At 63.4% G+C, this 12,293-nt stretch carries 13 protein-coding genes; 7 read left to right on the forward strand and 6 right to left on the reverse strand.

All coding sequences use genetic code 11. The features are described 5' to 3' along the window. Positions 1-7: 7 nt before the first annotated feature. The 3 genes from fliM to V1283_RS05185 are packed head-to-tail and all read left to right on the forward strand — an operon-like array spanning position 8 to position 2,420. Complete coding sequence (fliM, locus tag V1283_RS05175; RefSeq protein ID WP_334385376.1) at positions 8-1,210, forward strand: flagellar motor switch protein FliM; 1,203 nt, start codon at positions 8-10, stop codon at positions 1,208-1,210. Then, positions 1,207-1,653: a DUF6468 domain-containing protein gene (locus V1283_RS05180; RefSeq protein WP_334385377.1), complete on the forward strand. Its 447-nt coding sequence runs from the start codon at positions 1,207-1,209 to the stop codon at positions 1,651-1,653. Before fliM ends, V1283_RS05180 begins: the two co-directional genes overlap by 4 nt. After that, positions 1,650-2,420 (forward strand): MotE family protein, encoded by a 771-nt coding sequence (locus V1283_RS05185; protein ID WP_334385378.1) that lies wholly within the window; start codon positions 1,650-1,652, stop codon positions 2,418-2,420. Before V1283_RS05180 ends, V1283_RS05185 begins: the two co-directional genes overlap by 4 nt. 48 nt (positions 2,421-2,468) lie before the next feature. Here V1283_RS05185 and V1283_RS05190 read toward each other — a convergent pair whose 3' ends face one another. Both V1283_RS05190 and V1283_RS05195 read right to left on the reverse strand, forming a co-directional pair. After that, positions 2,469-2,834: a hypothetical protein gene (locus V1283_RS05190; RefSeq protein WP_334392955.1), complete on the reverse strand. Its 366-nt coding sequence runs from the start codon at positions 2,832-2,834 to the stop codon at positions 2,469-2,471. Positions 2,835-2,917: 83 nt separating this feature from the next. Next, the gene (locus tag V1283_RS05195) at positions 2,918-3,139 is read right to left on the reverse strand and encodes a hypothetical protein (RefSeq protein WP_334385379.1); all 222 of its coding nucleotides are present in this window, start codon (positions 3,137-3,139) and stop codon (positions 2,918-2,920) included. A gap of 377 nt (positions 3,140-3,516) precedes the next feature. On the opposite strand from V1283_RS05195, the gene V1283_RS05200 reads away from it, so the two are divergent. From V1283_RS05200 to V1283_RS05210, 3 genes are all read left to right on the forward strand, one after another. Further along, positions 3,517-7,317, forward strand: coding sequence for a tetratricopeptide repeat protein (locus V1283_RS05200; RefSeq protein ID WP_334385380.1), 3,801 nt, complete (start codon positions 3,517-3,519; stop codon positions 7,315-7,317). Positions 7,318-7,435: 118 nt separating this feature from the next. Next, positions 7,436-7,819, forward strand: coding sequence for a DUF1488 family protein (locus V1283_RS05205; RefSeq protein WP_334385381.1), 384 nt, complete (start codon positions 7,436-7,438; stop codon positions 7,817-7,819). A 156-nt stretch (positions 7,820-7,975) separates the two neighbouring features. Then, entirely contained in the window at positions 7,976-8,212 is a 237-nt protein-coding gene (locus V1283_RS05210) for a hypothetical protein (protein WP_334385382.1), read from the forward strand. A gap of 47 nt (positions 8,213-8,259) precedes the next feature. Here V1283_RS05210 and V1283_RS05215 read toward each other — a convergent pair whose 3' ends face one another. Continuing rightward, positions 8,260-9,654 carry an FAD-binding oxidoreductase gene (locus V1283_RS05215; RefSeq protein WP_334385383.1) on the reverse strand — a complete coding sequence of 465 codons (1,395 nt, stop codon included), beginning with the start codon at positions 9,652-9,654 and terminating at the stop codon, positions 8,260-8,262. Positions 9,655-9,766: 112 nt separating this feature from the next. After that, positions 9,767-9,982: a hypothetical protein gene (locus tag V1283_RS05220; RefSeq protein WP_334385384.1), complete on the reverse strand. Its 216-nt coding sequence runs from the start codon at positions 9,980-9,982 to the stop codon at positions 9,767-9,769. Positions 9,983-10,244: 262 nt separating this feature from the next. Here V1283_RS05220 and V1283_RS05225 point away from each other — a divergent pair, with 262 nt between their 5' ends. Continuing rightward, positions 10,245-10,475 carry a hypothetical protein gene (locus V1283_RS05225; RefSeq protein WP_334385385.1) on the forward strand — a complete coding sequence of 77 codons (231 nt, stop codon included), beginning with the start codon at positions 10,245-10,247 and terminating at the stop codon, positions 10,473-10,475. Between the two features lie 253 nt (positions 10,476-10,728). Here V1283_RS05225 and V1283_RS05230 read toward each other — a convergent pair whose 3' ends face one another. Both V1283_RS05230 and V1283_RS05235 read right to left on the reverse strand, forming a co-directional pair. Beyond that, on the reverse strand, positions 10,729-11,052 hold the full coding sequence (locus tag V1283_RS05230; RefSeq protein WP_334385386.1) for a copper-binding protein: 324 nt from the start codon (positions 11,050-11,052) through the stop codon (positions 10,729-10,731). A 158-nt stretch (positions 11,053-11,210) separates the two neighbouring features. After that, positions 11,211-12,194, reverse strand: coding sequence for a GGDEF domain-containing protein (locus tag V1283_RS05235; RefSeq protein ID WP_334392956.1), 984 nt, complete (start codon positions 12,192-12,194; stop codon positions 11,211-11,213). Between the last annotated feature and the right edge of the window lie 99 nt (positions 12,195-12,293).

A 12,293-nucleotide genomic window follows, 5' to 3' on the forward strand; every position in this document is an offset into this window, starting at 1 on the left:
TAGCATCATGGCCGGCAACCAAGACCAGATGGACCAGGACGCCATTGCCGCGCAATGGGAAGCCTCCCTGGACTCCGAAGATCCATCGGCGGCCGCGGAAGAAGCCGCCGCCAATGAACTCTCCGAGAGCATGGCGCTGCAATGGGCGGCGATGGTCGAGGATGGCGGCCGCGAGTTCGGCAACAAGAATTCCGGCGAACGGGTTCTGTCGCAGGAAGAAATCGACAACCTGCTCGGTTTCACCGTCGGTGACGTCAATCTCGACGACCATTCCGGCATTCGCGCCATCATCGATTCCGCGATGGTGTCCTACGAGCGTCTGCCGATGCTCGAAATCGTGTTCGACCGCCTGGTACGGCTGATGACGACGAGCCTGCGCAACTTCACCTCGGACAACGTCGAAGTCTCGCTGGACCGTATCACCTCGGTCCGCTTCGGCGACTACATGAATTCAATTCCCTTGCCGGCCGTGCTCAGCGTCTTCAAGGCCGAGGAGTGGGAAAATTTCGGCCTTGCGACGGTCGATTCCAGCCTGATCTATTCGATCATCGACGTGCTGCTCGGCGGCCGGCGCGGCCAGACCTCGCTGCGCATCGAGGGCCGGCCCTACACCACGATCGAAACCAACCTGGTCAAGCGGCTGGTCGAGGTGGTGCTGGCCGATGCCGAGCAGGCGTTCCGGCCGCTGTCGCCGGTGACGTTCTCGATCGACCGGCTGGAAACCAATCCGCGCTTCGCCGCGATCAGTCGGCCCGCCAACGCCGCGATCCTGGTGCGGCTGCGCATCGACATGGAAGACCGCGGCGGCAATGTCGAATTGCTGCTGCCTTATGCGACCATCGAGCCGATCCGCCCGGTTCTGCTTCAGATGTTCATGGGCGAAAAGTTCGGCCGTGATCCGATCTGGGAAGGCCATTTCGCGACCGAAGTGGCGCAGGCCGAGATATCGGTCGATGCCGTGCTGTATGAAGCCGACATTCCGCTGAAGCAGCTGATGAAGCTGAAGGTCGGCGACACCCTGCCGCTGGAGATGCGCCCCGAAGCGCTGGTGCAGGTCCGCTGCGGCAACGTTCTTTTGACCGAAGGGCGCATGGGCCGGGTCGGCGACCGCGTCGCCATTCGCGTCACCAAGCAGTTGCGTAAACCCAATACCACCTTCGCGATGTTCGAGAAGGCCGACGAACAAACCAAGTTGATGGAGGCACAATGAGTCATTCCCTTGGCATTGTGATCGAGAGTCTGGTGGCGGTGCTGCTGATGCTCACGATCGGCTACTGCATGCTGCTCAACAAGCGGCTGAAGCGGCTCAAGGCGGACGAGCATTCGCTGAAGGCCACGATCGCCGAATTGATCACCGCGACCGAAATTGCCGAGCGGGCGATCGGCGGCCTCAAGCACACCGTGCGGGATGTCAACGAAAATCTCGGCAGCCAGCTTACGGCGGCGACGCAGATGGCGGGGAATTTGAAGAACATGCTCGCCGAAGGCGACGGCATCATTCGCCGGCTGTCCAAGATCGCGATCGCGGCACGGCCCTCGCAGGAGGCCGAACCCGCAGCACCGGCGGCACCCAAGGTCTCTACCGCCAGGGCGGTTGCCGCGGCGGCTGAAGCATTCTCCGAACGCAGAAGGGCCAGTGGCCTCGCCGCATGAAGCCCTTTCGCGACATCCGCGTCATTCCGGTCGTGCTGGTCGCGATCTTCGGCCTTGCCGTGCTGAAGATCGCGGGTCTCGTGATCGACGGCGGATATGTGTTCGACTATCAGGTCAGCCAGCCGGCCAAGCGTTCATGGGCGCAGGATAATCTGGGTTATCCGAACGGCGCCAAGGCCGATACCGCCGACATCACCGGTTCGGTCAAGAAGGAAGAGGCGCCGAAGCCGGCCGCTCCCGCGACCGAGGCACCGAAGCCCGATGGCGTCGTGGTGTTTCCCGACCAGAACCCGCAATCGGTGTCGCCGTCGGAGCGCGCCATCCTGGAGCGGCTGCAGGCGCGGCGCCAGGAACTGGAGCAGCGGGCGCGTGAAATCGAAATTCGCGAAAGCCTTTTGAAATCCGCCGAGAAGCGCATCGAGGGCCGCGTCGAGGAAATGAAGGCCACCGAAGCAAAGATATCGACCGCGACGGGCCAAAAGGCGGAGCAGGACGCCGCCCGCTTCAAGGGCATCATCACGATGTATGAGGGCATGAAGCCAAAGGACGCCGCCAAGGTGTTCGACCGGCTGGAAATGTCCGTGCTCTACGACATCGCATCGCAGATCGCGCCGCGCAAGATGTCGGACATTCTAGGATTGATGCAGCCAGAAGCGGCCGAGCGGCTGACGGTCGAACTGGCCCGCCGCGCCGGCACCGATAAATCCACGTCCACGGCCGAGCTGCCGAAAATCGAAGGCAAGATCCTGCAGCAACGGCCCAACTAACGCGGGCAGCCGGGCAAAAGGGCGCCAGGCACCAGCGGTCAGACCTGCTCAGAATCTCCGTGGCCCATTCGAAACAAACGAGCGATGCGCTACGCTGAGCGCCCCGCGCTCGTTGGTTTCAAGGGCGATCTTCTGCGCCAGCATGACATCGCCCGCGACGAGGTCGCCATCCGGAACGAAGCACCATTTGCAGACATGGTGGCCCGTGCTGCTGAGTTCCTCGATGTTGGTCTGCGTGCCATGATGGATCCGATAGCGCGTCCCGGTATCGCTGCCGGTGACGTCGAAATACCGGAATCGCTCGTAGCAGGCACGCTGCTTCGGCGAGAGCCAACCCTTCAACAGGGTCAGCGCCCGTGCCTCAGTTTCGAAGCGGAACGATCTGCTGCAGGAACCAGATCGCGCCACGACCAGTGAAAGCGCCGAAAGCAGCAGCGTGCCAAGCAAGGCCAGGGCGAACGAGCATATCGCAAGGACGATCTGCTGGGTCACCGCCGTCAGCCACCAACAAGACGCGGATAAAACAGTGTTTCCTCCGCGGTCGGATCGAACGAGCGGATAACCCGTTGCTCGCCGGGCCCCGATCGAACGGCCGCCGTAAAGCCTGCGCCGGTCAAATCCCTGAAACGCCGCTCGGCCTTTTCGACCTCCGCGCGATCCTGGATGTCGAATGTATGCCGGGTGTCGCCAGTACGATCCATCACGATCTGGGTTGCCATTTCACGCACTCCGATTGGCTGCCTGAGGCAGGTTTGGCGACCCGGGCGCGTTGGTTGATTGACTACCGGCCCTGCATCCCGGGTCCATTGTTTCCCTAAGACGGGATGGCTGATGTTGGTTCCATCCGCTCGTGAGATTATGATGTAGATCAATGCGCGCGTCGGCGCGGTGGCAATAGCCGCAGTCCGGGGGCCTTCCGGCGTGCCGGACCCGTCGCGAAAAGAGCCCGATTACGACGCAGCCGGTCGTCAGGATCGCCCCTTCAACGAAATCAATAAGTTGACGTTAACAAAGCCTTAAGCCGGCCAATCCAAGATTCAACGTGCAGGCGAGAGCGCTTCGCCCGCTGAATTCATTGAGGCACGAGATCTTCTGGATGGGGCGAAGGGCTGCCGCTGGAACTGGGTCGCCGGGCCGCGCATTGGCGCGGGCGGTGAGGCGTTGCCTTCACGATTGGCACCAACCGCTTGCTCTTGCTCTGCTATTCGCCAGCCTGACGTTTTCACCAGCCTGCCGGGCCGACGACCCGGTCCGGGGTGAGGCGACGTTCACGTCCGGCGGCGGCTTCGCCCGACTGGTGCTGAAGCTGGCGGAGGACGTCGAATCCGACGTTTCGACCGCGGGTTCGATCATCATCATCCACTTCAAGCGCCCGGTGGATATTGCCGTCGACAAATTGTCGGATGCCGTTCCCGATTACGTCGGCTCGGCGCGGCGCGATCCCGACGGCACGGCGATCCGGCTGTCGCTGTCACGGCGGGCCACCGTCAACACCATGACGGCGGGGGAGCGGATCTTCGTCGATTTCCTGCCCGATAGCTGGACCGGCCCGCCGCCCTCGCTTCCTGCCGAAGTCATTCGCGAACTGGCGGGACGGGCGCGGGCCGCCGAACGCGCGCTGCGCGCGCAGATGGCGGTCAACGCCGCGAAGAAGAAGCCGCCGGTGCGGGTCCGCGCCTCGGTGCAGCCAACCTTCGTCCGCTTCGTGTTCGAGATGCCCGACGGCGTCAACGTGTCGTCGGTGCTGAACGATCAGAAGCTGACGCTGCAGTTCAACAGCGTGCTCAATTTCGACCTGGCGGATGCGAAGGTGGCGGCGCCGCCGAACATCGCCTCGATCAACCAGCGGGCCGACGTCGACTCTTCCGCAGTCGACATCGTGCTGATCGGCGAGGTCGACGTGCATTCCTTCCGCGAGGAAAAGAATTATGTGATCGATGTCGCCTTCCAGCAGGCGGAAAAGCCTGCGTTGGCCGTGCCGCAAGCCGAGGTCAAGCCGGACGTACCGGCCAAACCTGGCCCTGCCTTGCGGATTTCGCGCGACAAGGCCCTGAAGGAATCGCCGCCGCTGCAACAGCCGGCGGAGATTCCGCCTGCTACTTCGGAGACGATTGCCGAGCAGGCCAGGATCGAGATCAAGCCCGCCCAGGCGACCGAAGCGCCGGCCGTGGCCGAGGCTGCAACGCCTGCCGTCGAAAAAGTGACGCCGGCCAAGGACAACGTGCCTTCCGCGACCGAGAAGATGGCAGCCGCACCGGAAACAACATCGCCGCCGGCGGAAGCCGCGAAGGTGGCGCAGCCCGCCGAACAGGTCCAGGCCGCCGCCGCGGAAGCGCCGAAGGCCGTGGCGCCCAAGCAGGCTCCACCGCCTGCGGAGCCGCCGAAGCAGGCCGCACCGGCGGCATCCAGTCCGCCGCCGGAAAGCGGCGCCAGGGACAAGGCCGTCACCGTCGAGGCAAAGCGTGACAGCGACGGCCTGCGCGTGACGTTTTCCTTTGCCGCGCCGACCCCGGCTGCGCTGTTCCGCCGTGCCGATACGGTGTGGCTGGTGTTCGACCATGCCAAACCGATCGATATCGAACCGATCCGCGCCAAAGGCGGTGCCGTCATCGGCGATGTCAGCCGGCTGCCGCTCGAAAAGGGCCAGGCCATCCGCATCCGCCTTAACCGGCCGCAGATTCCTTCACTCGAAAGCGAAGGCCGCGCCAACGGCGCCGAGTGGACGCTGACCTTCGCCGACCGCGGCCAGACGACACCGCTGCCGCTGATGGTGCTGCGGAACATCACCGATCCCGCGCTCGCCAATGTTACCGTGCCGCTGGCCAATGCTGGTGCGATGCACCGGCTGGTCGATCCCGACGCCGGCGATACGCTGCTCGTCGTCACTGCGCCACCGCCGACCCGCGGCCTCATCAAGCGGCAGGACTTCGTCGAACTATCACTGCTGGAATCCGTGCATGGCGTGGTCGTGCGTCCGAACTCCGACGACATCAACGCCGAGGTCGGCGGCGACAAGGTGATGCTTGGACGGCCCGGCGGATTGACGCTGTCGTCCGCCGACGTCGCGGCCGAACGTGCCACCGCGGCGGTGAGGCCGCTGTTCGACGCCAACGAATGGCGCAAGAACCGAGACGAGAAATTTCTTCCCAGGCTGGATGCGTTGAGCAAGGCCGCGGGCGCCGCGGGACCTGAGCAAAAGGCGCAAGCCCGCCTCGAGCTTGCCAATTTCTACATGTCGCGCGGGATGTATCAGGAAGCGAGGGGGGTGACCAACCTCATCATCTCCGACACCAATCAGGGGAACGAGGATGCCGCCGTGCTGATGGTGCGTGCGGTCGCCAGCATCCTGATCGGCCATCCCGAACGGGCGCTGAAGGATCTCGCAAGTCCTGCGATCGGCAACGGTTACGATTCCCAGTTGTGGAAAGGGTTTGCGTTCGCCCGTCAGGAAAAATGGGCGGACGCGCGCGAAAAGTTCAAGAACGCCGAATTCTCGATCGCGGCGCTGCCGCTGGAACTGCAGCGTATCGTCACCACGGATGCGATGCGGGCCTCGCTTGAGGTGAAGGACTATGCCGGGGCGTCGCGGCGGCGCAGCGAACTCGAGGTGATCGGTATTCCCACCGAGGCGAAGCCCGAGATCGCGGTGCTGCGCGGGCGGCTCGCCGAGGCGCTGGGGCACGACAAGGACGCGCTCGACGCCTACAGGTACGCGGCGCAGTCCCCCGACCGGGAGGCGTCGGCGGAGGCGAGGCTGCTGGAGGCCCTGCTGCGGCACAGGCGCGGCGAACTTGGCCAGGCCGAGTTGCTGCGCGAGCTGGAGACGTTGTCGGTCATCTGGCGCGGCGACGCGGTCGAGTTGAAGGCGTTGAACAAGATGGCCCAGATCTACGCCGAAAGCGGCCGCTATGCCGACTCGCTCGCCGCCGCCAAGACCGCGACGAGGCTGCAGCCCAATTCCGAACTGTCGCGGCAGGGCCAGGATGCGGCGTCCGCATTGTTCGCGGATATCTATCTCGGCTCGAAGGGCGACGACATGAAGCCGGTCGACGCGCTCGCGATGTTCTATGAGTTTCGCGAATTGACGCCGATCGGCCGGCGCGGCGACGAAATGATCCGCCGCCTCGCCGACCGGCTTGCGACGGTCGATCTGCTCGACCAGGCCGCCGAACTGCTGCAGTATCAGGTCGACAAGCGGCTTGAGGGAGCCGCGCGCGCGCAGGTGGCGGCGCGCCTTGCCATGGTCTACCTGACGAACCGCAAGCCGGACCGGGCGATTGCGGCACTGCGCCTGACCCGGATCTCCGATCTCTCCGGCGAACTGCGGCAGCAGCGGCTGCTCCTCGAGTCACGGGCCCAGAGCGACATCGGTCGCCATGATCTCGCGCTCGACATCATCTCCAACATCACCGGCCGCGAAGCGATCCGGCTGCGCTCCGACATCTATTGGGCGTCGCGGCAGTGGCGGGAGGCTTCCGAACAGATCGAACTGTATTGCGGCGACCGCTGGCGGGATTTCAAGCCGCTGGACGCCGCCGAGAAGAGCGACGTGATCCGGGCCGTGGTCGGCTATGCGCTGGCAGGCGACGCGATCGGCCTGGCCCGTTTCCGCGAAAAATACGCGCCCCTGATGAACGGTGAGGCCGACCGGTCTGCTTTCGATACGGCGAGCAAGCCGGCCGCCTCCAACAGCGCCGAGTTCGCCCTGATCGCCAAGATGGCCGCCAGTGTCGACACGCTCGACGGCTTCATCCGCGAAATGAAGATCCGCTTCCCGGATGCCACCGCCCGCGCGCCGCTATCGCCGGAAACGTCCGGGGCCGAGCCGGTCCATACCGGCGCCTTGCCCGCGATTTCAGGCATCAGGCGGATCGAGTTGAGGAAGCCGGGGAAGTAGCGGATTTGGCCGCAGGTTCGGCCAATTTTTGACCAGTTGACGAATTAGGCAAGACGTCGGCGTCGCCTTGGCGCTCTCCGCAATCGTCCCTAGCTAACCGTCCAAAACTGGCCGTCCGATGCCGCTGACCCGGGACCGAATTATTGGGCACGACAATGAACGCCTGGCGTTCAGGTTCACCATGCTGAACGCCGCCGATACGGTCGAGTGCCAGATCAGCGACGCCGCATTGGACGAACTTGGAGGCGTGAAGGGTACGGAAAGCATCGCCAGGCAGGCGCAATTTTTGGCGTTGCGGGATGCCGTCGAAGGCATCGCATCCGATATGTTCGACAGGGTGCCTGTGATCAAAGGCCGGGTCATCAGGATATTCACCAAGCACATTCCGAAGTTACCGTCGTCTCCGGCCGACCCGATCGCGACCGGCTCGGAGCTGGACACGGAAAAAACCGCTTCGCTGCGGGTCATCGCCGAAACGAGGCCGGCAAGCGCGGCGCAATAACGTACCGCGCTGCGGTCGCCCCGACGGCGCCCGCAATCCTGATGGCGGGCCGGCCGTCGAGCGCGACGAGATGGCGCGTCGGTCCGTCACCCCTCGACAGATGCGCGTCAAAGCGGCAACCTGCAGGTAACAAACCTGCCGGAGGACGCCGTCACGATGAGCAAGCCCGCCAAAACCGAAGCCGAACTCATTGCGATGGCGCGAGCCGAGTTGAAAGTCCACGTCGATTGTCCCGACGGCATCACGATCTCGGTGATCCCTGACGGCGATAGCTGGGAATTTCGCGCCAAGGCCGACGAGGCCACGATCGCCAAACCGGGTTATCCCGAATGCGTCGCCATGCTGGTCCAGATCGGCGACCACCTCTGCAAGCAGTATGATTTCAAGGGGTGAGGGGCAGTTGCCGCGCTTCCGGTTTGGCGTGACCGCCCAAAACCTCGTCACAACGTAAAAATTCGCCCGGGGTTCAGAATGTTCTTCGGGTCGAGCGCGCGCTTGAGCGTGCGCATCGTTTCGATTTCCTCCTCGGTCCGGCTCATTTTCAGATAGGGCCGCTTCAGGATGCCGATGCCGTGTTCGGCCGAGATCGAGCCACCGAACTCGCCGGTGAGGTCGTAGACCAGCTTTTCGAATTCATCGTGCTTCTCGGGCGTATGTTCGTGATGGACGCTGGGATGCAAATTGCCGTCGCCGACGTGTCCCATCACGATGGTGAAGGCTTGCGGATCGATCGCCTTGACGCGTGCATCGAGCGTATCCGCATATTCCTCCATCCGGTCGATGGCGAGACTGACATCGAAGCCCATCCGCGCGGCGTAGGGAAAGCTGCGGCCCAGCTCGACGCTGGAATCGCGGATGCGCCAGATCGCGGCGGCGGATGCATTCGAGGTCGAGAGCGTGGCGTCGAGGATCAGATTGTCGTCCATCGCCGTCTCGAGCAGTTTCTCGATGTCGGCATGGATACGCTCGGGATCGCTGCCGGAGGCTTCCAGCAGGACATAGAACGGATGGTGGGTCGGCAGCGGCCCGGCCACGCCCTTGATGCGTTCGACGGTGAGGCGGTAGTAGGCATTCCACATCGCCTCGAAGGCGGTCAACTCGCCGCCGAGACATTGCCGCGCCATCCGCAGGAATGCCGTCACCTGCCCGAACGAGGGCAGGGCGCACAGCGCCACCTGCCGCTCGGCCGGTGCGGGAAAGACGCGCAGCGCGGCACGCGTCACCACGCCGAGGATGCCTTCGCTGCCAATGAACAACTGCTTCAGGTCGATGCCGGTATTGTTCTTGATGTATTTGCGCAGGCCCTTGAGCACGGTGCCGTCGGCCGTGACGACTTCGAGGCCGAGGATCAGGTCACGCGTCATGCCGTAACGGATGACGCGGTTGCCGCCGGCATTGGTTGAAATGTTGCCGCCGATGGTGCAGCTGCCGCGCGAGCCGAGGTCGAGCGGAAACATCAGTCCGTCCCGCTCGACCCGCTCCTGCAGCTTTTGCAGCGGCGTGCCGGCCTGCGCGATGGCGACGCCGGCGGAAGCATCGACCTCTTCGACGCTGTTCATGCGCTCCATCGACAGCACGATTTCGTTGGCATTCGGCAACGCGGCGCGCACCAGCCCGGTCATGCCGCCCTGTGTCGTAACGGGAACCCCTTCGCGGTGACAGAGCCGCAGCAACGCGGAGACATCCGCCGTCGTTCTCGGGCGGACGACCGCGCGCGGTCTCGGCGCCGGATTGCCGGCGAGATCGTGATGATAGCGCGCGTCGATGTCGCCGCCTGACAGCACCACGCCGTTATCGAGCGCGTTGCGCAGTTCGCCAATGAAGTCCTCGGACATGCCCCAGCCTCTTCTTGATGAGAAGTTCGGCCGAAGCTTTACATGCGGCATCGCCGGGAGGAAACCCGGCCCGGGGTCGGGGAATCGCGATTTTAAATGCGATCCATCTCGGCTAGCGCCGCGGCCGGCGCGCCGACACTGGGCGGCGACGGGCCGCTTCTTCCTGCCGCTCCGGCTCGACCGACGTGATCCGGTTGCAGGCGTCGCACTTGTAGACGTAGACGAGTGGGCGCAATCCGATCCGGGGCAGCTTTCCGATCCTGACCGTGCCCACGCCGCAACTCTCGCAGCGCGGCGGCAGACAGATCTCTGAATGCGGTACGGACATATCGAACAATCACTAAACAACAAAGGAAAGCACGGCCTAGATTGGCCGTAGATTGCATCTTAATCGTGGAAATGGAGGTCCGTAAGACTACGAGGAAGCCGGCGTATTCGCGGCCAGCGTCCATCTTTTGCCACCAAATCGACCCCGGCCGGGCATCCAAACAACACACTGCACGGTGCAAGGTCGGAAGCCCAGCGCGCTACCACACGAAAAATTCCACCGGATCGAATCGGCTGGATTCAACCTCTGTGAGGCGTGCAAAATGTCTTCCAGCAACGGTTACGACACATCACTGCAAGCAGCGCTGGCCCTCGTGGAGGCCGCGGTGTCCCGTCCATCGCCCGCCAACAGGTTCAACATTGACCGGGAAGGGCCGGCGAAACGCGCCCGGACACTTCGGGCGCTGCAGCAACGATTCCAGAAGTTGAACGAATATTGCGACGAGACGGTCGCCGAACTTCGCGCTTCGCTCGAACGGGCGCCGCCGCGCTAGTCCAAAGGAAACCGGCGCCGGATTTTTCCGGGAATGAGACTTGCTGCAGATCAAGGCAAGTCGGCGGGATTACCTCACAGTGCAGTCCGTACCGAGCGGCTCTATCTGGAAAGGCCGGTTCAGGTTGCGAGGCCCGGACTCCCGAAGCAAGATGGCGTTTTGAAGAAACGACATCTTGCTCAGGGCACTCCGGGCCCTGCTACTCTCTTGGCGAAGCGGCACATCACGAGATGGATGTCGCTTCGGCAATATCTCACTTCTTGTCGATCTTCGTGACCGCGTCCGCCCTGTCGATCTTCGTGATGGTCTTGGTCCCTGCTGCGTCGCTCACGGCAAAGCTCACCCTGTCGCCCGCGTGCAGGGCGTTCAGCCGCGCGCCGTCCTGGACCTTGAATTCCTCGGTTGCGGCGCCGTCGTTCGCACCGGTTGTGCCATCAGGCATATCCTTGATCGAGATGGTGCCGCTGATCCGATCTATTCTGGTCACCATTCCGGTTCGCGTTTGCTGAGCAAGCGCCGATGTAGCGGCGATGCTGAGGGCCGCGGTGGCGGCCATAATCATCCCTGCGATTTTCATGGAATACTCCCGGCTGTAGGGCGTCTGCGATAAGCCGGGATTGCGGCAATAGTTCCGCGCCGAAGTGGGGGGCGGTAATTTCTTCTTTACCAAACAGGGCAGGTCTGGAGGTGAATCGGACCGGATTCAATGGGCGTATTGAGGTTGGGACGATCCCGCTAGGCCACGCTGGCTTCGGGCTCGAGTTCGGTTTCCGTCACGGTGCGGTTACGGCCGAGCCGCTTGGCTTGATAGAGCCCGCGGTCGCAGCGCTCGATCATGGCGTCCGCGGATTCGGCGAGGCGGAATTGCGCCACCCCGATCGACACCGTGATGCTGCCGATTTCCTTGCCGGTTGCGCGGCGGGTCAGCTTGGCTTCGGCAATGCGGCGGCGAATGCGCTCGGCGACCGACGTACACGCCTCGAGATCGGCGCCCGGAAGCACCGCGATCAATTCCTCGCCGCCGTAGCGGGCTGCGAGATCGACTTCGCGAACACCTTCCTGCAGGACCTTGGCCACCAGTCGAAGCACCTGATCGCCGACCTGATGGCCGTAATCGTCGTTGAATTTCTTGAAATGATCGATGTCGATCAGGAAGACACTGAGCGCCTCGTCCTTTTCCATCGCGGCGATCTGGGCGAGGCGGAGGAATTCATCCATCGAGTGGCGGTTGGCGAGCCCGGTCAGGGCATCGGTATTGGAGCGCTGCTCGGCCGCCTTCAGCGAGTCGCGGATGCTGTCCAGTTCCTCCGAGGTGGCCGCGAAATTGGCCTCCAGCGTTGCGGCTCGCGACGTCGCCTTTGACAATTCATCAACCAGTTTCGAAATGATCGTCCTGGGATCGCTGGTTCCAGCGGCCTCGGACGACACTTCGCCGAGTGCCTTGATGTGGGTTTGATGGTCGGTGACGGCGGTATTCAGGAACTGCTGGGCGGTGGCGATCAGGCCGCTCAATTGATCGGGAAGGTCGCTGAGCGGATCGACGCCGGAGTGTGGCGTCACATAGGTAATGTAGAGCTCGTGATTGATCGCCGGGTCGAATTTGCGCTTGCCGGCGATCAGGATGTCGATCGTCTTTCGCAGCGCCAGCGAATTGCCGAGGGAATACTCGAACCAGACCGCAAAATTGGTTGGGGTGGGAGGAACCGACTGCTGCGCCATCAACCGCATAGCCCGGTCGGCAATCGTCGTGGCGTACTCGGCGTCCATATCGCCGATAGACTGGCCTACCATCGTTTGACCTGGTGATGCGTTTGCTAC

This window comes from Bradyrhizobium sp. AZCC 2262, assembly GCF_036924535.1.
Taxonomy (GTDB): Bacteria; Pseudomonadota; Alphaproteobacteria; order Rhizobiales; family Xanthobacteraceae; genus Bradyrhizobium.

Excerpts from the sequence above, each read along its gene's own strand:
- fliM (WP_334385376.1), top strand. The coding sequence starts at position 8 with ATGGCCGGCAACCAAGACCAGATGGACCAGGACGCCATTGCCGCGCAA.
- V1283_RS05180 (WP_334385377.1), top strand. The coding sequence starts at position 1,207 with ATGAGTCATTCCCTTGGCATTGTGATCGAGAGTCTGGTGGCGGTGCTG.
- V1283_RS05185 (WP_334385378.1), top strand. The coding sequence starts at position 1,650 with ATGAAGCCCTTTCGCGACATCCGCGTCATTCCGGTCGTGCTGGTCGCG.
- V1283_RS05195 (WP_334385379.1), bottom strand. The coding sequence starts at position 3,139 with ATGGCAACCCAGATCGTGATGGATCGTACTGGCGACACCCGGCATACA.
- V1283_RS05200 (WP_334385380.1), top strand. The coding sequence starts at position 3,517 with ATGGGGCGAAGGGCTGCCGCTGGAACTGGGTCGCCGGGCCGCGCATTG.
- V1283_RS05205 (WP_334385381.1), top strand. The coding sequence starts at position 7,436 with ATGCCGCTGACCCGGGACCGAATTATTGGGCACGACAATGAACGCCTG.
- V1283_RS05210 (WP_334385382.1), top strand. The coding sequence starts at position 7,976 with ATGAGCAAGCCCGCCAAAACCGAAGCCGAACTCATTGCGATGGCGCGA.
- V1283_RS05215 (WP_334385383.1), bottom strand. The coding sequence starts at position 9,654 with ATGTCCGAGGACTTCATTGGCGAACTGCGCAACGCGCTCGATAACGGC.
- V1283_RS05220 (WP_334385384.1), bottom strand. The coding sequence starts at position 9,982 with ATGTCCGTACCGCATTCAGAGATCTGTCTGCCGCCGCGCTGCGAGAGT.
- V1283_RS05225 (WP_334385385.1), top strand. The coding sequence starts at position 10,245 with ATGTCTTCCAGCAACGGTTACGACACATCACTGCAAGCAGCGCTGGCC.
- V1283_RS05230 (WP_334385386.1), bottom strand. The coding sequence starts at position 11,052 with ATGAAAATCGCAGGGATGATTATGGCCGCCACCGCGGCCCTCAGCATC.
- V1283_RS05235 (WP_334392956.1), bottom strand. The coding sequence starts at position 12,194 with ATGGCGCAGCAGTCGGTTCCTCCCACCCCAACCAATTTTGCGGTCTGG.